Raw genomic sequence first — 23,884 nt, forward strand, 5'->3', positions numbered from 1 at the left:
AGGGGACCGCACATGGACAAGGTCGAAGCAATACCCCAAGCACCACGTCAAACCGTCGCATGGGCGGTCGTGCGACAGCTGGGCACCTGGAATCGCGCTCAGTGGAAGGTCGCCCGCCGGACCTATCTCGTCGCGCTCCTGCTGATGGGCATCGTCGGCGAGACGCTGCCCGGAGCCTCCTACGGTCGCATCGTGCCGCTCGAGTGGTGGAACTGGGTCACGATCGCCGTCGCCCCGGTGCTGATCGCGCTGATCGCGGCGACGTTCGTGACCGAGGGCGGGCCGAAGCGATCGCGACGGACAGCGAAGGCGAGCGCCGGAACCGGCGCCACGATCGGCACCCTGGCGATGGCATGCCCGGCCTGTAACCCGCTCGCCATCGCGCTGTTCGGCGGGTCCGGAGTGCTGTCGTTCCTCGCCCCCGAGCGCGGCCTCATCGCGCTGTTGTCGGTCGTGCTGCTCCTCGTGACGCTCGTACTGCGCCTCCGCACCGTCCAAGCCTGCACGGTCACCTACCGGCAAACCAGTTCAGCCCCGTCCCCGAGCGACCAGTCATCCGCCTCACCGTCGCGGTAGTTTGCCCGGCCGGCAACCTTGGGCAGCTTTCGGCAAGCTCGCCTACGGCTCGAAGGTCAAGAGCCGCGCGTTGGCAGCTGTGCTCAGATCGACGCGGGTGATGCGCGAGGGGTCCAGATCCGTCCAGGTCGATACCGGCTGGACCGCGTCGCCCGTCGCCGTCCACTCCGCGACGGACAGGCTGCGGTGGTCCCTGGTCGCGACGGTCAGGAGTAGCCGCCACCTGGTGTGCGCGACGACGTCCGACCAGCCGCACAGAAGCGAGATTCGTGAGCCGTTCGCCATCGGCTCGAGCGTCAGCAGGGCGTACAGAGGCGCGGGTTTCGCTACGGGTCGCATCACTGCCACGATCGCGTGTTCGCGCTCCGGTCGCGCGGCGAGGACCGGAGCGACGGCGAGGCAGCCCGCGGCCAGGACGACGGCCGCGGACACCATCGCCGCGTGGCGGTGGGACGTCCGCGCAGTGTGTGGGCGGCGGCCGCCGGGCAGCGGCTGCCGGGTGGCTTGCGTCGCCGCGGCGGCCCATGCCTGCTCTCCCAGACGAGCGAGCAGCGCTCTCGTGCCGACTAACCGGGCCACCTCAACGCGGCAGCGCTGGCAACCGGACAGGTGTGCCTGGTACCGCACGCGTTCCTCGTGACCCAAGGCACCGAGCACGAATGGCCCGGCCTCTACCGCCCACTGTCCACAACCGGCGGGATCAACCACGCCTCACCGCCCGCCCCCGGCGCTGTGGCTGCCGCCTACCTGTATCCGAGTCCGCCTCACGATGGTGGTACGCAGAAGCCGGGCCGCTTGGCCTTAATCTTGTGATGTGCTGTGGGTCACAGCAGATGAACGCCGCGAACCTCGCGCGGGTCAGTAGCCGTAGCCGCCATAGGTACCGTAGCCGCCGCCGGGTGTGCCGGTCGGCGCTGCGCCGGAGGGTGCGGCACCGCCGGCGAGGGCCGCCGCGTGCCACGAAAAGTTGGTGCCGCCGAAGGAGTCCTTGAAGCCGTTGCCGCTCGCGGTACCCGGCCCGCCGTCCTGGGCGAAGGTGTAGAGCGGCTTGCCGTCATAGGTCACCTGGACCGATCCATCCGGGCGGTGGATCGTGCTCACCGTACCCGTCACGCCGCCGCCGGAGGTGGGCATCACGCCGGCCGACACGGTGAGCGGCACCCAGAAGCGCAGGCACGTGTCGACGCAGTGCACGCTGCCGTTCGCCTCCTGGTCCGCGAAGTACAGGGTCTTGCCGGCGGAGTCGGTCAGGGCGCTGCCCACGCCCGGAACCTGGCGGCTGGTTACCGTCGATCCGGAGTCCGTGGCGGCGTCCGAACCGCCGTGCGATTTCGTCCCGCAGCCGGCGAGCGTGATGGCCGCGCCGAGCACGGTGACTCCCGCGATTGTCTTCCACTGCATGTCCTGCGCACCTCCAAAGTGGTTTCGCTAGGTGATACGCGGCAGGTGGCCGAAGGGATTTCTGAACTACGGACGGACGTCCAGGCGGATCCCCGGGCGGGTCATCTCGATGGAGGCGACCTGGCTGACCGCTACGGGCAGCGGGTACCCGGCGGTGCCGACCTGTCCGGAGACCTGACAGATGCCGGCGCCGTACCGCACTCCGCCGGTGGTCACGACGGACATCGTGTAGCCGCCCGGTTGCGGTGCCGCGGTGAGCGCGACAAGGATCCAGGCCGGGGTTCCGGGGAACAGGTAGACGTGTCCGACGACGAGCCCCGCGTCGGTGGTGACCGGCGCGCTCTTCGGCGCCTGATCGTCGTCGACGACGAGACCGTGCCGGTACTGGTCCGCCAGTTGCCGGTCCGGGGCCGTGCGCCACAGCACGGTACCCGCGCCGATCCCGGCGGCCAGGATCAGTGCCATCGCACCGACGAGTGCTCGGCGTGCCGCGCGAAGCGTGCGCGCCGGTACGGGAGCGGGGCCGTCCCACCGCGGAAACAGGCGCCGGATGGTTGCTCGCCGCCATCGGGCGGTCGCGGGCCGCTGGGGGACGCGCGCCGCCGTGAGGTCCTGGATTCGTCGCACGACTCTGAGGTCGAATCCCTCCGGCGGTCGCTGTTGTGGAGCAAGCAGCAGGAGTTCGTCGGCGGTACGGGCGAGTTCGGCGAGATCGCGCTGACAGGCGGGGCAGTCGAGGACGTGCCAGAGAATCTGCGCCCGGTCGTGTCCGGTTGCCGCCGTGGTGGCCAGTTCTGCGAGCATGGGCCGAACCTGCTCGCACGGAGACGGGTTACTCATCGCGGACCTCAAGTTGGCTACGGAGCCGGGCCAGACCCAGTCTGATGCGTGTCTTGGCCGTGCCGATCGGAATCTGTTCGCGCTCGGCGATCTCGCGGGCGGTCAGGCCGTAGATGGCGGCGAGGACGACCGCGACACGTTGGTCGTGGGGCAGCTGAGTCAGCGCGGCGCGAATCCTGTGCGCGTCGGCCAGCTGCTCCGGGTAGTCGTCGGTCTGGCCGTCGTTGACCTGGGAGATCATGTCGATCAGAACGTCGGGATCGTAGGGTCGGTCGCGGCCGAGCCGGACCGCGTCGATCGCGGCGTTACGCGCGATCGCGAGCAGCCAGGTCGTCACCGCGCCGCGTCGTGGGTCGTAGGCGCCGGCGAACCGCCACGCACGGACGAATGCCTCCTGAGCGACCTCTTCGGCGACTGCGGGCACTCCGACGATGGTCAGCGCGAGTCCGAAGACCCGCGCCTGGTGACGACGAACGAACGCGGACGCGGCCTGCGCGTCGCCCGCGGCCATACCGGCCAGCAGCCCATCGTCGGTGACCCCCATGAAGATAGGTACGCGCCGGGGCGCGGAAGGGATCTATCCGCGCCGTGACGATTTTGGCAGTCGCGCCGTGACGATTTTGGCAGCCGAGGGCGTGGCGGCGACGGGGCCGGTGAAAGTTCAGGCCACATCTGCTCGCAGCGGCGGGTCCGCGCCTTCGCGGGTCACTGTCACCGACGCGCACCGGACGGCGAAATCCAGGATGTCGCGCAGGCACTGGTCGCTGAGGGTCGGCAGGGAGTCGCGGCCGGCTACATTCAGGACTCCAAGATCATCGAGCGCCGCGAGTAGCCCGGACATGAACGAGTCACCCGCGCCGATCGTGTCGCGGATGTTCGCCGGCGGTGCCGTGACGTCGACGGCCGCCTTGGCATTGACCGCTCGTGCGCCTTGCGCGCCGCGGGTCAGCACGGCCAATCTCGCGCCAAGCGCCAGCCAGCGTTCGAGCACGCGCTCGGCGGGGAGCGAGGGATAGAGCCATGCGATGTCCTCGTCGCTCGCCTTGACTATGTCGGTGCGCGCGATGAGGCTCTCGGCGCGTTCGCGTATCGAGTCCCGACTCCCCATGATCGCCGGTCGGATGTTCAGGTCGTAGCTCAGCATCGTCGAGGGGCGACGCGAGTCGAGGATGGTGTCGGCTACCGACGCCCCGGGGTGCATCACGCCGCCGATCGACCCGATGTGCACGGCACGGAAGTCTGCCGATGTGGCGGTGATGGGCGCCAGATCCCAGGTGATGTCGAAGCGATAGGTGGCGTTGCCGGCGCTGTCGAGCTGGATCTCGGCGACGGATGTCGGCCGGGAGGTCCAGGACTCGGGCGTGATGTGTACGCCGCTTGCGCGGACGTGTTCCGCGACGAGTTGTCCCGTGTCGTCGTTCCCCAGGCAGGTATGGAGAACCGTGGTCAGCCCGAGCCGGGCCAGTCCGACGGCTACGCTCATCGGGCTGCCGCCCGGGCGGCGCTTGCCGTCGAAGACGTCCAGCAGCGCCTCACCGATGACCAGTACGCTCATGCGGCCCCTCTCCCGCAGGCGGCCGGGCCGCACCCGGCCACCTTCGGGCGTAGGTCTTCGCGGCCCGTCATGTCCGGTCTCCCAGCAGGGCCCGCATCGCGAAGCGCGACCCGTGGATTCCCAACTCCTCGCGGGCCGCGAGGTATCCGGCGACCAGCCGACGGTCGGTGCTCAGATCGCCGAAGACCGGGGCGTACTCCAGCAGGGAGCCGGGGCGCGTGTGTTCCTGGGCCACCAGCGGCAGCAGGTCGCCTGCCCGCCGGTCGGTGATGGTGCGCGCGTTCTTCCCCAGGCCGCCTTCGAGGTATCTGCTCCACGCGGCGAGCACCAGTACGCAGCAGTCGATCGGCCCACCGGCGGCGAGCTGGTGACGAAGCACCGGGATCAGGAACTTTGGTAGCCGGTCGGACGCGTCGACGGCCAGGCGCGCGAGAGTGTCCCGTACCGCCTCGCCGGCAAACCGTTCGATCAACTGGTCGCAGTACGCCGGCAGGTCGACGCCGGGTACGGGACGCAGCGTCGGGATGGCCTCGTGTTCCAGGTAGCGGCGCAGAAAGGCGACGAACAGCGGGTCACGGCTCACCTCGTGGACCCACGTCTGGCCATCGAGCAGACCGAGGTAACTCATCGCCTGGTGCGAAGCGTTGAGGAGCCGCAGTTTCATCAGCTCGTACGGCTCGACGTCCGGGACGAGCTGGACACCCACCGACGCCAGGTCCGGCCTGCCCGCCGGGAAGTGGTCCTCGACGACCCACTGGATGAAGCTCTCCGACTGCAGGGCCCAACGGTCCTCGATACCGTACTCGTCACGCAACGCTTGGCGCGTACCGGCCGTGGGTACCGGGGTGATGCGATCGACCATGCAGCACGGGAAGCTCACCGTGGCGTCGATCCAGTCGGCGAGCTGCGGGTTCCGTGCGCGTGCGAACGCGACGACAGCCTTCTTGGCGACGTGCCCGTTGGCCTGCATGTTGTCGCAGGACAGGACCGTGAATGGTGCGGTGCCTTTTTCGCGGCGGCGCCGCAGTGCCTCGGTGAGGTAGCCGAAGGCGCTGTGCGGGTGTTCGGCACCGGCCAGGTCGAGGAGTGTGAGTTCGTCGTGGGGGTCGAACTCTCCGGTGGCGTCGTCGATGCCGTAGCCGCCCTCGGTGATGGTCAGCGAGACGATCCGGGTCGACGCGTCGGTGAGGACGTCCAGGACCGCGGCCGGGTCGTCGGGAGCGAACAGGTAGCGGATCAGCGTGCCGATCACGCGGGACTGTTGGGTTCCGTCGGGCGCGCTGGACGTCAGGACATAGAGACCGTCCTGGGCGTGGGCCGCGTCGCGGGCGGCGGCGTCCTGCGGCAGCAGACCTACGCCGCACACACCCCAGCTGGTGTCGCCTGCGGCGGCGATCCCGTCGAGGTAGACCTGTTGATGAGAACGGTGGAAGCCACCGACGCCGAAGTGGACGATGCCGACCCGCAGCGCCGAGCGGTCGTAGGCCGGGGTCGCCACGCGCGGGTCCAGTCGGTCGATGGTCGCAGCTGTCAGCTCAGTCACGGGCGTGACGCCTTTCGCGTATCGTCGAGGATCGGGCCGATGGGTGTCGCGGCCCGGGATTCGTGGAGTCGTGGACGTCAGGAACGTTGTGCCGGAACGTCTCGCGTACGCCGAGCATCCTCGGGCTCGCGGACCGCTCGGTCGCGCAGTTCCGCGAGAGCCGACGCCGCCGAGCACAGGGCGCGTGCCGCGGCGGGTACGCGGTCGGTCAGGTCCGCCCAGCCGTGGGGGAGGGTGGCGGAGGGCAGGTAGACCGTCGGCACTCCGGCCTCGACGAGACGTGCCGCGTATGCCTGGCCCTCGTCGTGCAGCGGGTCGAAGTGGGCCGTCGCGATGACCGCTGCCGGTGAGGTGGACATCTCGTCGTGGAAGACCGGTGCCACAGTCGGATTGCGGTACTGCTCCGGTGTCGCGTAGGAGCGCCAGTAGTAGTTCATGGCGGCGCTGGTGAGCCGGTATCCCTCCGCGAACGTGCGGTAGGACGCCGTGTCCTGGCGAGGATCGAGTGCCGGATAGAGCAGCAGTTGGGCGTCGATGAGATCGGAGAACTCGTTGGCCATGACAGCGGCGAGATTGCCCCCTGCGCTGTCGCCTGCCACGCCCAACCACCTGGGGTGGTGACCGGCCGCCCAGCGGATGGCCGTGGCACAGTCGGATCGCGCCGCGGGGAACGGGTGGTCCGGAGCGAGACGGTAGTCGACGGAGACCACCGCCGCGTCGACAACGCTACAGATGACTCGCGCGATCGCGTCGGCGGTGTCGAGCCCGCCGACGACCCAGCCGCCGCCGTGAATGTAGACGATGATGTCCTGTGTGCTCCCGCTCGCCGGTGTGTAGAGCCGCACCGGCACCGAGGTCTCCGGCCCGTCGATCGTGCGGTCTTCGCTGCCGACGTTCGTCGTCGGCGTGGCCGGTTCCCGCAACCAGGCCGTCGTCGCGGCAAAATCCTTGCGCAGCTGTTCTGGGTCGGAGTCGGGACCGACGTTCATGGTCTGCGCGAGATGCTCGATGACCTGGGCGGCAGCGGGATCGAGGCGCGGTTGGCGCACAGATGTCTCCATGGGAAAGAGTCCAGGCACGGTCACGGGGCAAGGGCTCGCTGCAGAGCGCGCACCTGGATGTCCAGGCACTCCAGCCCCAATCGGGTGGCATCGAATGAGTCGAAGGAATGAAATCCGCGACCGAAATGGTGGAGGTCGACGGGTACGCCGGCGCTGGCCAGCCGGGTCGCGAACGCGAGGCCCTCATCCCGCAGCGGGTCGTACTGTGCCGTGATCATCAGCGTCGGCGGAAACCCGCTCACGTCCGTGGCCCCGGCCGGAGACGCAAGCGGAGACAGCGGTTCCGCGCGGTGTCCGGTCTCGCCCAGGTACAGCGGCCACAGCCGATGGACGGTATCGGCGATGAGCACGGGGGTATCGGTGAACTCATTGACCGACGCGGTCGCGAGCCGGGCGTCGAGCACGGGGAAGAGCAGCATCAGAAAGACCGGAGAGATGCTTGGGTGCTCCGATGCCCACAGTGCCATCGCTGCGGCGAGACAACCTCCGGCGCTCAGCCCGCCGAGGGCGACTCTCGACGGATCGCAGCCGAGCGCCGGTGCGTGTTCGACGACCCATTCGAGCGCGTCCTGGCAGTCCTCGATCGCGGCGGGGAAGGGATGCTCGGGGGCGAGCCGGTAGTCCACGGCGACGACGGCGACCTGAGCCTCCCGCGCGTAGTGGATGCAGCGGTTGTCCTCGCTGTGAAGCCCGCCGGTGACGAAACTGCCGCCGTGGATGAACAGCAGCACCGGCAGGGTGGAGCGGTGCCAGCGGGCGGACCGGTACAGCCGCATCCTGAGCGCTGTGCCGTCTCTGCGCTCGCCGGTCAGCTCAAGGATGTCGACGTCATCGGCGCGCCGGGTGGTCTGCGTCGCGAGCGTCTGTTCCATCTCGCGGGCGGCGGCGAGGTTGTCCAGCGTGATCCGTGGCGACAGGACCTGCATCGCCGCGAGTTCGGGATCCACGTAGCGTGCCTGGACCGTCCAGTTCGTGGTCATCGGGTCATCCCCGCCGGTACAGACGCTTGCGACGCAGGTGGTCGATCCCGACGGCCCCGACGAGGATCGCGCCGACGATGATGTTGTTGTCGTCGGGCGGTACGTGCGCGACGACCAGAGCGTTGTCCACTGTGGAGAGCAGCAGTGCGCCGAACGCCACCCCGGTGATGCTGCCGAGACCGCCGAATAGGCTCACCCCTCCGATGAGTACGGCGGTGACGACGTTGAGGGTCGTCGTCGCGCCGCCGGCCTGCACTTGGCCGGCCCCGACGCGCGCGGTGTAGATGATCCCGGCCAGGGCCCCGGTGGCTCCGGCGATGGCGTAGAGGGCGAGGTCGAGTCGCACGACGCGCAGGCCGTTCTGGATCGCGGCCTGGCGGTTGCCGCCGAGGGCGCGGACGTTCACCCCGAACCGGGTGTGTTCCAGGATGAACCAGCACACGACACCGACGACGACGGCATAGAGAATGACGTCGGGGATACCCAAGACGTCGCCTTGTCCCAACTTCGTGAACGCGTCCGGCAGAGGCAACACGTCGTCGCCCTGAGATACCTGGGTGTCCAGCCCCAGTAGAACGAAGAACGTGCCGAGGGTCGCGATGATCGGTGGGACGTGCCAGTAGGTGATGATGAGGTGGTTGACGATCCCGACCAGGGCGCCGACCACGACACCGAACAGCACCGCCAACGGCCACGGGACATTCCGGACCAGCAGGAGACTGGTACTCAGGGCGCCGAGCGTGAACACACCGCCGACCGAGAAGTCGAGTCCGCCGCCGATGGTGAGCAGAGCCGCACCGCAGGCCATCACGAAGTAGATGACGGAACTGCGGAACAGTTCGAGCACGTTGTCGCCGCTGAGGAATGCGTGGTTGCGGGTAAAGGCGGCGAGGCCGATGACCACGATGACGAGGATGAGAGTGAACTCCTGCCGCAGGAGCGCTCGTGACAGGATGCCGCGGTGAACCGGGGCTTGCCCCGTGGCCCGCGAGCCGGCGGCCGGCTCGTGGTCCGCGATCGAGGGTGGCTGGGTGGCGGTCATGCCGCGTCCTTCGTGACTCGGGTGGGCCTCGGATCGCCGGGGAACGCCCCGGTGATGAGCCCGACGATTTCGTCGCGGGTCGTATCCGCCGTCTTACGGGTGCCGACGCTCACTCCCAGTCGCAGGACGGTGATGCGGTCGGCATGGGCGAAGACGAACTCGAGGTCGTGGCTGATGCAGACCACGGCCTTGCCGGCGGCACGCAGTTCTCCCATGATCGTCCCCACTCGCGCCGACTCCTGGACGCCGAGAGCCGCGGTCGGCTCGTCGAGCAGGATGAGTGGTTTGTCCATCCGGACGGCGCGAGCGATGGCGATGATCTGCCGCTGTCCACCGGAGAGCAGGCCGACGGGTGTGTGGACGTCTCCGACGCGGACTTTGAGATCACTGAGTACCTTGGCCGCGTCGCGGGCCATCCGCTGACGGTCCAGGACGATGCCCCAGCGGCGCGGCAGGCTCCCGAGCGAGAGGTTCTGCGCGATGTCGAGGCACTCGACCAGGGCGAGGTCCTGGTAAACCACCGCGACACCGAGATCCTGCACCGTCGTGGCGTTGTGCCTCAGGTCAACCGTCCGCCCGTTGAGGTAGATCTCGCCCGCGTCGGCCTGGTGGATACCGGTGACGATCTTGAGCATGGTCGACTTGCCGGCACCGTTGTCGCCGACGATCGCGTGGATCTCGCCGGGCCAGGCCGAGAAGTCCACGTGTTCGAGGGCCTGGACGGACCCGAAGCTCTTGGAGATCCCTCGTAGTTCGAGGGCGGGGCTGATAGCGGAGGCCCCGCCGGTGGTCAGATCCGTCATCCCCAGCCTTGTCCGATCAGGGACGTGAGGTCGTCCTTGGTGCCGATGGTCTCCTTGGCGTCGATGTGCGCGGCCACCGTCTTGCCCTCGGCCTTGTCCGCCACCGCGTCGAGGACGGTCTTGCCTTCATCGCACAGGCCCTGCAGCCATGCCCCGTACGCGATGCCGTCCGCCACCGCCTCCTTGCCGCCGTTGTCGGCGCCCGACGCGACGAAGACGACCTTTCCGACCAGCTTCCGAGCCTTGATCGCGGCCACGACACCGGGCGTGACAGAGCCCATGTGGCTGGCGATGACGTTGATCTCGGGGTGCGCGGTCAGCAGCGCGTTGGCCTGGTCCAGAGCCTTCGCGGCGTCGTCGTTGGTGTAGACGGTCCCGACGACCTTGACGTTCGTCGTGGCCTTTGCCGCGGCCTCGACCCCGTCCGCCCACTGCTTGGCCTGGCCGGTGTCGCTCTGCGCCATGAGGCCGAGATTCTGCTGTCCGGGGCGCTTGGCGATCGCGTCGACGAACATCTTGCCGAGTTCGGCGTAGTTGGGGCCGACGACGACGTCACCACCGTCGCCGTACAGCGAGCCCGTGATGATGCCCGCCTTCTGCGCCTGTTGCAGTACCGGGGTGAACGCGTCGCTGGCCGGGAACGTGATGATGGCGCCCTTCTTGCTGGCGGTCGCCTGCTGGATCTGCTGGATCATCTTCGTGGCGTCGAGGGTGCCCCCGGTCGGGCCGCTCTCGGTGAAGTCGATCCCGCGGGTCTTGGCCTCGTTCGCCATGCAGTCGCCGATGGTGCGCCACGCCGGATACTGCGGCAGCGGGTTGACGAACTCCGCCGACGTCAAAGGCGCACCCGTCGTCGTGGCTTTCGTCGTGTTTGTCTGCGATGTGCTGCCCGCATTCGGGTTCGCGGCACATGCCGACAGGACCGCCAGCGTCGACGCGCACGTGGTGACAAGAAGTAACCGGTACGGGAGAGCCCGGTTTTGTGTGGACATGCGAAATCCTCTCAGCCGAGCGATCGGCTAGGGGTGGGTGTGGAGAAGATGATCTGAGTCTCGCGACCGGCGGCGCGTAACAACATCAGAACCTGGCTGAAATCGCAGCCCTCAAATCCGCCAAGTGGCGGAATCGGCTCACTGGCAGTGCAGACGCCAGAAGAGCAGAGCTGTCCGGGCCCGGTACCGTCCCACGGCCGTGCCGAGACTCATGCCGAGCTGTTCGGCGAGGGCCTGCGCCCGGTAGTTGACGCTGCTGTGGTGCATATGCGCCGCGGTGGCCGCTTCCCGCAGCGAGTTGGACGCGCAGATGAGGTCCAGGAGGTCGAGGTCTTCCTTGCCGCGGCGCCCGGCCGCGACCGACGCGATCGCCCGTACGTCCGCGAGCTTCCGGATCCCGTCGCGGTCAAGCCCGTCCAGCGCGATGAGGCACCCGAGATCGGCGGTGTCGATCAGCGCCGGCCACGTCGGCGACATCGCGGCGAACCGCAGGCCGCGGTGAGCGGCGCGCCACGACACGTCGGCGCGCTCCGCCGGCACGGTGGGTCCGATGCAGCCGGTGATCCCGTTCGGCAGGGTGGTCGATGCCGGCAGCGGTGACCCGATGACCGCGGCGCTGGTCCCGCTGAGAGCGGCCAGGACGACGAAGCCACCGAAGGCCGCGCGCAGCTCCGACAATCGGTCCGAGAGGTCGGCGCCGGCGACGGCGACGACTCTGACCTGCTGGCCGGCGCGGAACCCGAGCAGCTGGGCCGCGCGGCTGGCGTCGGGTTCGGAGATGCCGCCGCCGAGGAGATACTGCACGATGGCCGGGTCGGCGGGTCCGGAGACGGGGCTGCGCTCGGGGGGCCGCCGTCTGGCGTGGGCCGCGGCGACCGCCAACGCCATCCGCTCCATGATGAGGTCGTCCCAGTCGCGCTCCGTGTCGCCCTCAGGGCGTGCGAGCCAGACCCGCCCGATGACCGCGTTGCCATGGACGACGGTCCGGGAGATCGTCCTCGCGCAGGTCTCCTGGGCCGGCCGTCCGGCGGGCGTCATCGCGCACGCGACGTCGTGGAGGTCGTCCTCCGCGCCGGCCGTCGCCTCGGCCAACACCGCGGTGGCGCGCGTGACGGCTTCGATGTCGGCGTCGTGTCGAGTGAGCTGGTCGAAGAACTCGATGATGCGCAGGGCACGCTCGGCTGCGGAGTCGATTGTCGAGACCCATCGCAGCAGCCCTTGCATGCGGGAACTGTAGCCGCATGATCCGCGCGCCTGCCCGCCGGATGGCGGACGCAGGCCCGATACGCCACTTTCGTAGTCGTTTGGTGTTGTCGCTGGCGCGCAAGCGGGCGGCGTGATTTGTCGGTGGCCGGCGTTAGCCTCCGCGGCGAGAAACTCGAGGAGGCAGGACTGTGCCGTTGGTACGCGAGGCCGAAGTCGACGACTACTGGCCGATGTACGGAGCGCTCTACGTCAAAGACGTCCGCGAGCCCGACCGGGCCGGGCCGCCGGTCGGTGAGTTGCTGGCCGAAGGCGTCGTGCGCACGTCCCTGGGGTCAATGGCCCGGGCAGGCGACGGCTGGCTCATGGACGTGGCGAACGACTGCGAGCACGTTGTCCGCATCGAGGTGCACGACGGCCCGCCACCGGCCGACGACCTGTCCCGTTGGGACGCCGTGATCGAGACTCCGTATGCCAGTTCCGGGGTGGCCGGCCTGAACGTCGTGAGCGGTGGCCCCGTCGGCGAGCCGGTCGTGCTCGGGCGGCCCGGCCTCTACCGGGCCAGGTGCGCCCGCCGGCCCAGGTTCCCCGGCTCCGGCCCGATCGGCGTCGCCTACCGGTACCGGCTGCAGTTCTGGCCAGTGGACGCGCCACCGGAGCCGCCCCAGGTGCTCCGTCGTCGTGACGTGGTGGGTGGCGACCGACCGGGCGCGGTGCGGGATCCGAACGACACCGGCTACCACGCCGCGGTCGCCGACGTCGTGGCGCTGCTGCTGTGGGCCGCGGAGGCGACGACGCCGGTGACCCTGTCCTGGCTGGCCGACCGCCTGCTCACGTCGGCCGCGACGATCCGCACGGTCCTCGAACATCCGGCCGCGGGACTGCTCGTCGTCGCCGGGGACCTGGACGATGCCGAGGCCCCGCTGACCATCACGATCCACGAAGATTCGATCTTTCCGAACGCACGCCCGCGCGGCGGATTCCCCACCAGAGCCGCCCCGGCCCCGGCCCCGGCCTCAGCCGCGGCCCGCCGCGCGGCCACGAAGGCCACGGCCGCCGGGAGGCCGAAGATTGCTCGGCAGCATCGGCGCAAATCTCAGTGACGCATCCGGGCGGGCAGCCGCGGCGAACCCGGCGACTGTGACGCCAGTCGCATGCGCCGACTTCGATGTCACACGTGCGGGTCGGCGAGCGTCTGTAGTCAGATATTTCTCTGGCTCGAACGATGGAGGATGAGTGCGCAAACTCGAACGAACGTTATGGATGTCTCCTCGCCGGTTCGCCACACTGTGCCTGGCGTTCCTGGCGATCCTGGCTCTGTCGCTCCAGCCGGCCGCACCGGCCCGGGCCGACTCGCTGCCGATCGAACCCGCGCCACCGCTGCGGTTCGTCAGCTACAACATGTGCGGCAACCACTGCCCGATGGCCGACGAGGGCCCTCGCGAGCGCTACATCGAGCAGCAGGCCAACGGCACCTCCTGGAACGCCGACGCCATCTTCCTCGTCGAGGTCTGCTCGAACCAGTTCAACGACATCCTCGACGCCTTGCGGCCCCTGGGTTTCGACGGCTACTTCGTCGGTACGCGGGCGGTGACCGCGAACGTGTGCAAGGGGAACACGTACGGCATGGCCACCCTCGTGAAGGGACCGATCGTCCAGCGCCAGGCGATCACCCTGACGCCGAGCGTCGACGACGAGAGCATCACCTCACCGTGCGTCGAGACGTACCTGCAGAACCGTGCCGCCTGGGCCTGCTCGGTGCACCTGTACTGGGGCGACACCGCGCACAACGGCCCCAACCTTCGGGCGGCGGAGGCGTCCACACTGGCCGCGAAGGCCAAGACCTGGCAGGACGCCGGGATCCCGGTCCTGCTCGGCGGCGACTTCAACGCCAGCCCGCTCACCAAGCCGCTCAGTTCCTTCTACAGCAGCACGCTCACCGGCGGCATCGGTTCCTTCCACGAGGCCGACGAGACCGACCCGGACTACTTCGCGTCCTCCGGCTGCGACCCGGCCGCCACCGCTTGCCGGTCGGGCGAGACCACGTTCGGTACCGCGAAAATCGACTATGTCTTCTTCAGCGATGGCGATTTCCGCGACATCCACGGCGACGTGCTGCCCGCCAACGGCTACTCCGACCATCAGCTGGTACGCGCGGCGGCGTGGTGGCCGGACTGCGGCCTGCCCGGTACGACGAGCGCCGGGGTGATTCGGCGCGACGCGCACGGGCGGCTGTTCCGCTATGCGGGCCGGCCGGACGGCACGGTCGCCCCGGCGTGCGAGGCGGGCTTCGGTTGGGGCTCGATGCGTACCGTTGCACGGCATGGGGACTTCGACGGTGACGGGTCGGAGGATCTGCTGGCGATCGACTCCAGTGGCGTGCTGTGGCGCTACCCGGCCGACGCGGCCGGGCAGTTCTCCGGCTCCACCCGCCACCAGGTGGGGACCGGCTGGCAGGGCTACGACGTGCTGCTGGCGCCGGGCGACTTCGACGGGGACGGCAAGCCTGACCTGATCGCCCGCGACGGTTCCGGTGTGCTCTGGCTGTTCCCCGGCGACGGCAGCGGCGGGTACACGACGGCCAGGAACATCGGTACCGGCTGGCAGATCTACTCGATCCTGCTCGCCCCGGGCGACTTCAACGGCGACGGCAAGGCCGACCTCATCGGCCGTGACAGCGCGGGCGTGCTCTGGTTCTACGCCGGTACCGGCACCGGCACGTACGCCGTCCGGAAGAGCATCGGTACCGGCTGGCAGGTGTACGACGCGATCGTGGGCGCCGGTGACGTCAACGGCGACGGCAAGGCGGACCTGATCGCCCGCGACCCGTCCGGCGACCTGTGGTTCTACAAGGGCGACGGTGCCGGCGGGTACGCGCCCAAGGCTCAGATCGGCTACAGCTACCCGGCCGGCGAGCTGATGTTCTGAGATCTGGAGGCGGTGGGGTCCGTGTGCTCGCGGGCCCCACCGCCCGAGTGGCACCCGACCCTGCCCGGGCCTCGGTCCGAACCGCCGGGCGGGGTGCGACTCAGGGCGCCTGGTCTTCGGCGAAGGCGGCCAGCGTCTCGGCGTCCCACGGCAGCCGGTTGTCGCGGAGGTCGTCCGCGATCGATCGGACCCACTGCGCCTCGGCCGCGGTGACGGCCCGGAGGTATTCGCTTTCGAGCATCGCGATCCTCGGTAGACCGAGTCCGGCTTCGCGCGAGAGACTCTCGTCGAGCGCGTCGACCCTCTCTTGCAGCGCGGCCAGACGTCGGTCGAGCGTGGCGAGGAAGTCCTGTGGGGTGAGCAGGAGCAGGTTTGACAGCGCGGCCGGGAACTCGGGGAACTCAGGTTTGGGTACGCCCAGCATCACCGTGATCCACTGGCGCGCGACCGCCTGTCCCGCTTCGGTGATCTCGTAGACGGTGCGCTCCGGGTATGCCTGATCGCGGGACGTCTCCCGCACGGCGATGAGCCCCTCGGCTCGTAACCGCTCCATGGTGCGGTAGAGGCTGGCGCGCTGATTCACGTTGACGACGTGGTCCTTGCCCCACTGTTGGATGAGGCGCTGCACGCCGTACGGATGAAGAGGTTTGTAGTGCAGCAATGCCAAGATCGTCAGAGCCATCGGTGAACCGTTCACGATCGATATGCTACACCCAGCGTAACTAGTTGACATGGGACTAGTCCCGATGAAACTATCTCGGTCATGAGCGACTTGGTCATGAGCGACTTCGAGACCCACTCCGTCACGTCCCAGGACGGCACCCGTGTCGGCTACCGCCAACTCGGCGAGGGACCGGGCATCGTGCTGCTGCACGGCTCGATGGAATCGGCGCAGAACCACATGCAGCTGGCACGCGCACTGGCCGGCAGGTTCACCATCTACCTGCCCGATCGCCGCGGGCGCGGCATGACCGGTCCCTACGGCGACGCCTATGGCATCGAGCGCGAGGTCGAAGACCTGCGGGCGGTCCTCACCGCGACCGGCGCCCGCAACGTCTTCGGGGTCAGCGCGAGCGGGCTCGTCGCCCTCCAGGCCGCCGTTTCGCTGCCGGAGATCGAGCGGGTCGCGGTCTACGAGCCCGCGTTGTTGGTCGACGGATACGACCAGGGGCTTGTCGGTTGGATCGACCGGTTCGACCGCGAGATCGGCGACGGCGACGTCCCGGCCGCGCTGGTCACCAGCATGCTCGGCCTCGAACTCGGCCCGAAGCTGCTCAACTACCTGCCTCGCTGGCTGCTCGAAGGCTTTACCAACCTGGCGATGAAGAGCGAGGACAAGTCGGCCGGCCCCGACGACGTCACGATGCGCAAACTCGCACCGACCATCGGCTACGAGGGCCGGCTGATCCGCCAGATGGCCGGCACGCTCGGCACGTTCCAGGACCTGAAGACACCGGTACTGCTCCTCGGCGGCAGCAAGGGACTCGCATTCCTGAAGCCCAGCCTCGACGCGCTCGAGCGGACCCTGCCGAACGCGACCCGGATCGAATTCGCCGGACTCGACCACGGCGGCTCCTCCGACGTCACGAAGGCCAATGCGGGTGGGAAACCGGAGGTCGTCGCTCCGGAACTCCAGCGCTTCTTCGGTGCGGTCGACGTCGAGCGGTGACGTACCCCGGCGAGAGCGCCGCGACGATCGTTACGGTCAAGACGCGTCCCGGGACTCGCCCCACGACGCGTCTTTGGAGAACATGAGGCGTGAGTGCTGATGGCTTCGTCGGGCGGACGTACCGGTGGCAGGACTGGAGCCTGTCCGACCTGACAGCGGCCAAGGAGGCGAGCCGCCGGACGGTGAGCCTCGTGGTACCCGCCCGCAACGAAGCCGCGACGGTCGGCGCTGTGGTGAGCCGCATCCATACAGCACTGGTGGACAGCGTGTCGTTGCTGGACGAGATCGTGGTGATCGACTCCGATTCCGAGGACGACACCTTCGCGGTCGCCGAGGATGCCGGCGCCGTCGTCTACCGGTCGCGCGACATTCGTCCCGACCTCGGCAGCCAGCCGGGGAAGGGCGAAGCGATGTGGAAATCACTCTTCGTCACCCGAGGCGACCTGCTCGTCTTCATGGACGCCGACCTGGTCGACTGGGACACGCATTTCGTGCCCGGCCTCCTCGGGCCGTTGCTGACCTCACCCGGGATCGCACTGGTCAAAGGATTCTACGAACGTCCCTTCGTGGAAGGCGACCGCGCGTCGGCCTACGAAGGTGGCCGAGTGACCGAACTCGTCGCCCGGCCACTCATCGCCCTGCTGTTTCCGGAGCTGGCCGGACTGGCCCAGCCGCTGGCCGGAGAGTGGGCGGTGCGCCGGTCGCTGTTCGAGACGCTGTCGGTCCCCACCGGGTACGCGGTGGAGTTGACCGCCCTGATCGACACCTGGCGCGGCCTCGGCGCCGATGCCATCGCCCAGGTGCAACTCGGTCTCCGGACCCACCGCCACCAGGCACTGCGTGACCTCGCCGCGATGGCCACACAGGTCACGGCGGCCGCGTGGTCACGGGCAACCGACAAGCCGACGGCCGACACCGTGCTGCTGCGCCAGCACGTCCTCATCGACGGCGCGCCAGTCGAGCGCGTACGGTCGGTCTCCTTGACCGAACGCCCGGCAGCGAGGTTGGTCTGACGACGCTCAGGCTCGCCCGGCACCCGTTGCCTGACTCCGCGACGCCTGTCAGGTGGGGGACTCATGGTTTCGTGCAAGAGCGTTTGCTCGCCTATGATGGGCCTGAGTCGGCCGTCGAGCGTTACCATCCCTGTCTGCCTCGGGCGCGCCGTCCACGTGGGGAAGTGTCGTTTGTGGACGCGTCTGTCGCTGTTCGTGCCGGGAGTGCCGGGGCAGCGGTGCAACCCGCGCCGCGTTGGATGCCCGCCGACCGTGATGCGGACTTCTCGCCCGAGGGCATCGTCGAATGCGTACGTCGCTTTCGCGAGCCCGTTCACATCGTGCGCGGCGGCGCCGGGTACGAACCCGGACTCGGGCTCGGCGGGAGACTGCTCACGGTCGCGTCCAGCGCCGACGCCGACGCCGACGCCGACGCCGACGCCGGATCCGGATACGAACTGATCGGATCGCTGCCCGGGCTCTACCCCGAGTGGCTCGGCGACCGCTCCTTCAACCGGGTCCACGGGGTGCGGTTCCCTTACGTGGCCGGGGAGATGGCCAACGGCATCGCCACCGTCGCGTCGGTCGTCGCGATGGCCCGCGCCCAGATGCTCGGGTTCTTCGGAGCCGCCGGGCTCGCGATCCCGGCCGTCGAACGCGCGGTGGGGGAGCTGAGCCGCGGCCTGCGCGGCCTCGACAACTGGGGTGTGAATCTGATCCACGCGCCAGCCGAACCCGGGCACGAGGAACGCCTGGTCGATCTGCTGGTGCGCTCGGCGGTCCCCAAGGTGTCAGCATCCGCATACCTGGACCTCACCCCGGCGGTGGTGCGGTGCGCGGTCGCCGGGCTGCGGGCGGATTCGAGCGTCGGTGGCGGGATCGTGCGCGCCCGGCAGCTGTTCGCGAAGGTCTCCCGGCCCGAGGTCGCCGCGAAGTTCCTGTCCCCGGCGCCACCCCAGATCCTGCGCATGCTCGTCGAGCGCGGTCAGCTCACCCGGGCCGAGGCGGACCTCGCCGCGCGCGTGCCGCTCGCCGAGGACGTGACCGTCGAGGCGGACAGCGGCGGCCACACCGACAACCGGCCGCTGGCCGTCGTGCTCCCGGCGATCAGGGCCCTGCGTGACGAGATGGCGCGCCGCCACGGCTACACCAGGCCGGTCCGGGTCGGGGCCGCCGGGGGACTGGGCGACCCGGCCGGGGTCGCGGCCGCGTTCGCCGCCGGGGCCGCCTACGTCGTGACCGGCACCATCAACCAACTCTCCTGCGAGGCAGGACTGTCCGACGCGGCGAAAAGCCTCCTCGCGGAGGCGGATCTGGCCGACGTCGCCATGGCGCCCGCCGCGGACATGTTCGAGTACGGCATCAAGGTGCAGGTCCTGCGGCGCGGCACGCTGTTCGCCGCGCGAGCGAGTCAGCTCTACGAGGCCTACCTCGCCTATCCGTCGCTCGAGGACATCCCCGACGCGATGCGCGAACGTCTCGAGAAGGATGTCCTGCGCGGCACCTTTGAGGACTGTTGGGAGCAGACGCGGCGGTTCTGGCTCGAACGCGACCCGCGCGAGGTCGACCGTGCCGAACACGACCCGCGCCACCGCATGGCCCTGGTCTTCCGCTCGTACCTGGGCCTGTCGAGCCGGTGGGCCATCACGGGCGAGCCGACCCGGCTGGCGGACTACCAGATCTGGTGCGGCCCCGCGATCGGTGCGTTCAACCGCTGGGCGGCGGGCAGCCCGCTCGCCGAACCCGGGCGGCGCACGGTCGTGCAGATCGCACTCAACCTGCTCGAAGGCGCGGCCATCGTGACACGTGCCCACCAGCTGCGTTCCTACGGCGTCGCGGTGCCCGGCGAGGCATTCGCCCCGCGCCCGCGCCTGCTGTCCTGACCCGCGCGACCCTCAAGGAAGACGATGCCCGGCTTCGATGTTGCCTCTGACCGACCCGCCATCGGCAACGCCACGGGCCGCGCGGTTCCCGTCGCCGTCGTGGGGCTCGCCGCCCTGATGCCCGGGGCTCGCGAGACGGCCGAGTTCTGGCACAACATCGTCGCCGGCCGGGATCTGATCACCGATGTGCCGCCCGGCCGCTGGCCGGCCGAGGAGTTCTACGACCCCGACCCTTCGACGCCGGACACGACCTACAGCCGCCGCGGCGCGTTCCTGCCCGACATCGAGTTCGATCCGCTCGCCCACGGCCTGCCGCCGTCCACTCTCGGGGCCATCGACCCCGCGCAGCTGCTGGGCCTGACCGTCGCCGACGCGCTGCTGGCCGACCTCGAGAAGAACCTGGCCGCCCCGCTGGACCGCGAACGCGTCAGCGTCATCCTCGGTAGCTCCACACTCAGCCGCGTCGGCACGATGGACGCGCGCATCCAGCGTCCGCTGTGGCTCAAAGCCCTGCGCGAGCAGGGGATCGGGGAAGCCGAAGCGCACGAGGTCTGCGACCGGATCGCCGAGCAGTACGTGCCGTGGCAGGAGGACACGTTCCCGGGCCTGCTCTCCAACGTGGTGGCCGGCCGGATCGCGAACCGCCTCGACCTGCACGGCACCAACTGCACCGTCGACGCCGCCTGCGCCAGCTCACTCGCGGCGGTGTCGGCGGCGGTGAACGAGCTGGCACTGGGCAAGGCGGACCTGGTCGTCACCGGCGGTGTGGACGCGACGAACAACCCGCTGATGTACGTGTGCTTCAGCAAGACTCCGGCCCTGTCCCCAACCGGCGACGCGCGCCCGTTCTCCGATGACGCCGATGGAACCCTGCTCGGCGAGGGCCTGGCGATGCTGGGACTCAAGCGCCTGGACGCCGCCGAGCGGGACGGCGACCGGGTCTACGCCGTGATCCGGGGGCTCGGAACCTCGTCCGACGGCAGGGGCGGTGCCATCTACGCGCCGATGGCCCAGGGACAGGTGCGGGCCCTGCGACGCGCGTACGAGTCCGCCGGGTACGGCCCCGACACGGTGGAGCTGGTGGAGGCGCACGGTACCGCGACCCGCGCCGGGGACGCCGCCGAATTCGAGTCCCTACGACAGGTGTTCGGCGCGACCGGGCGGCCGGAGGGCGGATGGTGTGCCCTGGGTACCGTCAAGTCCCAGATCGGCCACACGAAGGCCGCAGCGGGAGCCGCTGGACTGATCAAGGCCGTGCTTGCCCTGCACCAGCGCGTGCTTCCGCCGACCATCAAGGTGCGGAAACCCAATCCCGTCCTCGGAATCGAGGGCAGCCCCTTCTACCTGAACACCGCCGTGCGCCCGTGGACGCGTCGCGCGGAGCACGCACGCAGGGCATCGGTGTCGAGTTTCGGTTTCGGTGGCGCCAATTACCACGTCGCGCTTGAGGAGTACTGCGGCGACGCATCACCGGATCGCCGTGCGGCTCGCATCCGCGCCGCCGCGAGCGAACTCGTCCTCTTCGGCGCCGACTCACCCCAGGACCTGCGCGCACGCCTCGTCGACGGCGGCGGCCACGAACCGCCGGCCTCGAACCTGGCCGAACTGGCGCTGGAGTCACAGCGGAATTTCGACCCCGGCCAGCGGTGTCGGCTGGCCGTGGTCGCCAGCGATGCCGGCGACCTGCGTGCCAAGCTCGACCGTGCCGCCGCGATGGTCGACCGGCAGCCCGAGGCGCCGTTCGCCCTTCCCGGTGGCGTGTTCTACGACGAGGGACCCGCCGACCCTGGCCGGATCGCGTTTGTCTTCCCCGGGCAGGGGTCGCAATACATCGGGATGGGCGGCGACATCGCCATGGCCCTCCCGGCGGCGCAGGACGTGTGGGACGTCGCGGCGGGCGTGGACGGTGCTCTCAGCGACGTCGTCTTCCCGCCGCCCGTGTTCAGCGACGAGCAGCGCGCGGCGCAGGAACTGCGGCTCACCGACACGCGTTGGGCGCAGCCGGCGCTGGCCGCACACAGCCTGTCGCTGCTCGCGTTGCTCACCTCGATCGGCCTCCAGGCCGACTGCGTGGCGGGCCACAGCGTCGGTGAGCTGGTCGCGCTGCACGCGGCCGGTGCCATGGACGCGGAAAGCCTGCTGCGACTGGTCCGGCACCGGGGCGAACTGCTGGCGCGGATCGACGACGAGCCCGGCGGGATGCTCGCGGTCGGCGCGGACGCGGACGCCGTCGCGGCCGCAATCAGGGATTCGACCATCGCCGACCTGTGGCTCGCGAACATCAACGCGCCGCGGCAGACCGTCGTCTCGGGAACCGTGCGTGCGATCGCGGCACTGCACGAGCGGCTGACCGCGACCGGGATCTCCGCGCGCCGCCTCGCGGTGTCCGCGGCGTTTCACAGCCCCCTCGCGCGCTCCGCCGTGGAGCCGCTGCGCGAATTCCTGGAGAAGCTCGAGCTGACCGTGCCGCGTATCGATGTCTACGGCAACGCCGACGCGGCGCCCTACAGCCGCGTACCCGACGCGATCCGCCGCACGCTGGCCAGGCACCCGGCCGCGCCGGTCAGGTTCCTCGACCAGATCGAGGCGATGTACGCCGACGGTGTGCGGACGTTCGTCGAGGTGGGTGCCGGAGCCGCTCTCACCGGACTGATCGGGCAGATTCTCGGGAACCGCGATCACCTGGCGGTCAGCCTGGACAAGCGCGGCCGCGACGGCGTGACCGCGTGGCACGAAGCCGTCGGCCGGCTCGCGGTACACGGCGTGCCGGTGAACCTGACGAAGCTGTCGCAGGACCGGAGTTCGGCAACACCGAAGCCCGGGTCGGGCGCGGACCGGCCTCGCATGTCCGTGCGCATCAACGGAACGGGATACTCCCCGCCTGCCGCCCCGAAGCCGCCTCTCGCGACGAAGCCGCCTGCCGCTCCGAGGCCGCTTGCTGCCACGAAGCCGCCTCTCGCCCCGAGGCCGCTTGCCGCCGCGGAGCCGCCTCTTGCGCCGAAGCCGCCTGCCGCCGCGGAGCCGCCTCTCGCCACGGAGCCGGTCCGCCCGTCGCCGACGCCTCCCGCGCACGCCCTGCCCACACCGACTCTTCTGGAGCCCACCGCCATGACCGAGCCCGACCCCGGCGCCCAGTGGCTGGCCGCGATGCAGGAGCTGCAGCGCCAGACCGTCGAGGCCCACATGCACTTCCAGCGGGTTCTCGCGGAGTCCCACCAGGCGTTCCTCCAGCTGGCCGAGAACACGTTCGCCGCGCTCGCCGGGAAGCCGCAGCCGCATCCACAGCAACCGCAGCCGCAGCAGATCCCGCAGCAGATCCCGGCGCCCGTCCCCATGCCTCCGGCGCCCGAGCCGCAGCTAGTCCCACCGCAGCTAGTCCCGCCGCCGGTCGTTGAACCGCCGGTCGTCGAACCACCCGCCCTGCGACCGCAGGTTGCCGGGCCACCGCCTGCCGAGGGCACGCCCGCCAACGGCACGCCCGCCGAGGGCGCGCCATCCGGGCGCACGACTGCCGACGGCACGCCCGCCGAGGGCGCGACGCCTGCCGAGCCCGTGAGTCTTGCGCTGCTGCTGTCCGTCGTCGCCGACAAGACCGGCTACCCGGTGGACATGCTCGACGGTGGCATGGACCTGGAGACCGACCTCGGCATCGACTCGATCAAGAAGGTCGAGATCTTCGCGGCGGTCCGCCAGCGCGCCGAGGGCCTGCCGCCGACCGACTCGCCGCAGATGGCCCAGCTCTTCCAGGCGCGCACGCTGGACGAGGTCATGCGCCGCGCCACCGACGACAACGCGGTGCCCACCGTCGCCGGTACCGACGCCGGGATTCAGAGCCCCGCGGTGGTGGTACGCCGATTACAGGTCAGGCCGATCGCCGCGCCCGCGTGCGGGCTGGCCCTCGCGGGCCTGCGAAAGGGACCGATCACCGTCGTCGACGGCGGCAGCGGACTCGCACCGGCCGTGGTCGCACGGCTATACGGGGACGGCATCACGGCCGCGGTCGGCGACCTGCCGGCGCACGATGCGTGGGGCGTGGTCCTGCTCGGCGGGCTGGCGCCCGTGTGGGACCCCGAGCAAGCCGGCTCGGTGAGCCGAGCCGCTTTCCAGGCCGCTCGCAGTGTGGCCGCCGGCATGGGGGAGCGCGGCGGGGTGTTCGTGACCGTACAGGACACCGGCGGCTTCTTCGGGCTGGACGACCCCGATCCGCGGCGCGCCTGGCTCGGCGGGATCGCCGCCCTGGCCCGGACCGCCGCGAAGGAGTGGCCGTTGGCCGCGGTCAAGGCCATCGACTGTCAGCTCGGCGACCGCGGTTCCGACGCCATAGCGGCCGCGATCGTCGACGAACTGCTGACCGGCGGGTCCACACTCAACGTCGGCCTGCGCGCCGACGGGACGCGATGGACCCTCACCGACCGC

General features: G+C 69.9%; 20 protein-coding genes. 7 read left to right on the forward strand and 13 right to left on the reverse strand.

The window, feature by feature from the left end:
* The first annotated feature begins 69 nt into the window (after window positions 1-69).
* Window positions 70-576: a hypothetical protein gene (locus Raf01_RS16735; protein WP_203918822.1), complete on the forward strand. Its 507-nt coding sequence runs from the start codon at window positions 70-72 to the stop codon at window positions 574-576.
* Between the two features lie 42 nt (window positions 577-618).
* Here Raf01_RS16735 and Raf01_RS16740 read toward each other — a convergent pair whose 3' ends face one another.
* The 12 genes from Raf01_RS16740 to Raf01_RS16795 form a co-directional block, all read right to left on the reverse strand.
* Window positions 619-1,284, reverse strand: a complete 666-nt coding sequence (locus Raf01_RS16740) for a zf-HC2 domain-containing protein (RefSeq protein WP_203918823.1) — start codon at window positions 1,282-1,284, stop codon at window positions 619-621.
* 150 nt (window positions 1,285-1,434) lie between these two features.
* Window positions 1,435-1,977, reverse strand: a complete 543-nt coding sequence (locus Raf01_RS16745) for a COG4315 family predicted lipoprotein (protein WP_203918824.1) — start codon at window positions 1,975-1,977, stop codon at window positions 1,435-1,437.
* A gap of 66 nt (window positions 1,978-2,043) precedes the next feature.
* Entirely contained in the window at window positions 2,044-2,781 is a 738-nt protein-coding gene (locus Raf01_RS16750; protein ID WP_203918825.1) for an anti-sigma factor family protein, read from the reverse strand.
* Between the two features lie 28 nt (window positions 2,782-2,809).
* Window positions 2,810-3,361, reverse strand: a complete 552-nt coding sequence (locus tag Raf01_RS16755) for a sigma-70 family RNA polymerase sigma factor (protein WP_203918826.1) — start codon at window positions 3,359-3,361, stop codon at window positions 2,810-2,812.
* Window positions 3,362-3,478: 117 nt separating this feature from the next.
* A complete protein-coding gene (locus Raf01_RS16760) occupies window positions 3,479-4,372 on the reverse strand; it encodes a PfkB family carbohydrate kinase (protein WP_203918827.1) in 894 nt (297 codons plus the stop codon).
* Between the two features lie 67 nt (window positions 4,373-4,439).
* Window positions 4,440-5,915 (reverse strand): mannitol dehydrogenase family protein, encoded by a 1,476-nt coding sequence (locus Raf01_RS16765; RefSeq protein WP_203918828.1) that lies wholly within the window; start codon window positions 5,913-5,915, stop codon window positions 4,440-4,442.
* Window positions 5,916-5,992: 77 nt separating this feature from the next.
* Window positions 5,993-6,964: an alpha/beta hydrolase gene (locus Raf01_RS16770; RefSeq protein WP_203918829.1), complete on the reverse strand. Its 972-nt coding sequence runs from the start codon at window positions 6,962-6,964 to the stop codon at window positions 5,993-5,995.
* Between the two features lie 32 nt (window positions 6,965-6,996).
* On the reverse strand, window positions 6,997-7,956 hold the full coding sequence (locus tag Raf01_RS16775) for an alpha/beta hydrolase (protein WP_203918830.1): 960 nt from the start codon (window positions 7,954-7,956) through the stop codon (window positions 6,997-6,999).
* A 4-nt stretch (window positions 7,957-7,960) separates the two neighbouring features.
* The gene (locus tag Raf01_RS16780) at window positions 7,961-8,998 is read right to left on the reverse strand and encodes an ABC transporter permease (RefSeq protein WP_203918845.1); all 1,038 of its coding nucleotides are present in this window, start codon (window positions 8,996-8,998) and stop codon (window positions 7,961-7,963) included.
* Window positions 8,995-9,801: an ATP-binding cassette domain-containing protein gene (locus Raf01_RS16785; RefSeq protein ID WP_239133666.1), complete on the reverse strand. Its 807-nt coding sequence runs from the start codon at window positions 9,799-9,801 to the stop codon at window positions 8,995-8,997. The genes Raf01_RS16780 and Raf01_RS16785 overlap by 4 nt, the downstream gene beginning before the upstream one ends.
* A complete protein-coding gene (locus Raf01_RS16790; protein WP_203918831.1) occupies window positions 9,798-10,640 on the reverse strand; it encodes a sugar ABC transporter substrate-binding protein in 843 nt (280 codons plus the stop codon). Before Raf01_RS16790 ends, Raf01_RS16785 begins: the two co-directional genes overlap by 4 nt.
* Before the next feature lie 291 nt (window positions 10,641-10,931).
* On the reverse strand, window positions 10,932-12,017 hold the full coding sequence (locus Raf01_RS16795; RefSeq protein ID WP_203918832.1) for a CdaR family protein: 1,086 nt from the start codon (window positions 12,015-12,017) through the stop codon (window positions 10,932-10,934).
* A 170-nt stretch (window positions 12,018-12,187) separates the two neighbouring features.
* Between Raf01_RS16795 and Raf01_RS16800 the strand changes: the two genes are divergently transcribed.
* Window positions 12,188-13,099 carry a hypothetical protein gene (locus tag Raf01_RS16800; RefSeq protein ID WP_203918833.1) on the forward strand — a complete coding sequence of 304 codons (912 nt, stop codon included), beginning with the start codon at window positions 12,188-12,190 and terminating at the stop codon, window positions 13,097-13,099.
* Window positions 13,100-13,259: 160 nt separating this feature from the next.
* Window positions 13,260-14,924, forward strand: coding sequence for an FG-GAP-like repeat-containing protein (locus Raf01_RS16805; protein WP_203918834.1), 1,665 nt, complete (start codon window positions 13,260-13,262; stop codon window positions 14,922-14,924).
* Window positions 14,925-15,024: 100 nt separating this feature from the next.
* Here Raf01_RS16805 and Raf01_RS16810 read toward each other — a convergent pair whose 3' ends face one another.
* A complete protein-coding gene (locus tag Raf01_RS16810; RefSeq protein WP_203918835.1) occupies window positions 15,025-15,606 on the reverse strand; it encodes a PadR family transcriptional regulator in 582 nt (193 codons plus the stop codon).
* 81 nt (window positions 15,607-15,687) lie between these two features.
* On the opposite strand from Raf01_RS16810, the gene Raf01_RS16815 reads away from it, so the two are divergent.
* The 4 genes from Raf01_RS16815 to Raf01_RS16830 all read left to right on the forward strand — a co-directional run.
* On the forward strand, window positions 15,688-16,593 hold the full coding sequence (locus Raf01_RS16815) for an alpha/beta fold hydrolase (protein ID WP_203918836.1): 906 nt from the start codon (window positions 15,688-15,690) through the stop codon (window positions 16,591-16,593).
* Between the two features lie 89 nt (window positions 16,594-16,682).
* Entirely contained in the window at window positions 16,683-17,606 is a 924-nt protein-coding gene (locus tag Raf01_RS16820) for a glucosyl-3-phosphoglycerate synthase (RefSeq protein ID WP_203918837.1), read from the forward strand.
* 239 nt (window positions 17,607-17,845) lie between these two features.
* Complete coding sequence (locus Raf01_RS16825) at window positions 17,846-19,468, forward strand: PfaD family polyunsaturated fatty acid/polyketide biosynthesis protein (RefSeq protein ID WP_203918838.1); 1,623 nt, start codon at window positions 17,846-17,848, stop codon at window positions 19,466-19,468.
* A gap of 24 nt (window positions 19,469-19,492) precedes the next feature.
* The coding region (locus tag Raf01_RS16830; RefSeq protein WP_203918839.1) for a type I polyketide synthase at window positions 19,493-23,884 on the forward strand (4,392 nt) is incomplete at its 3' end.

Source organism: Rugosimonospora africana, from assembly GCF_016862975.1.
In the GTDB taxonomy this organism is placed as follows: domain Bacteria; phylum Actinomycetota; class Actinomycetes; order Mycobacteriales; family Micromonosporaceae; genus Rugosimonospora; species Rugosimonospora africana.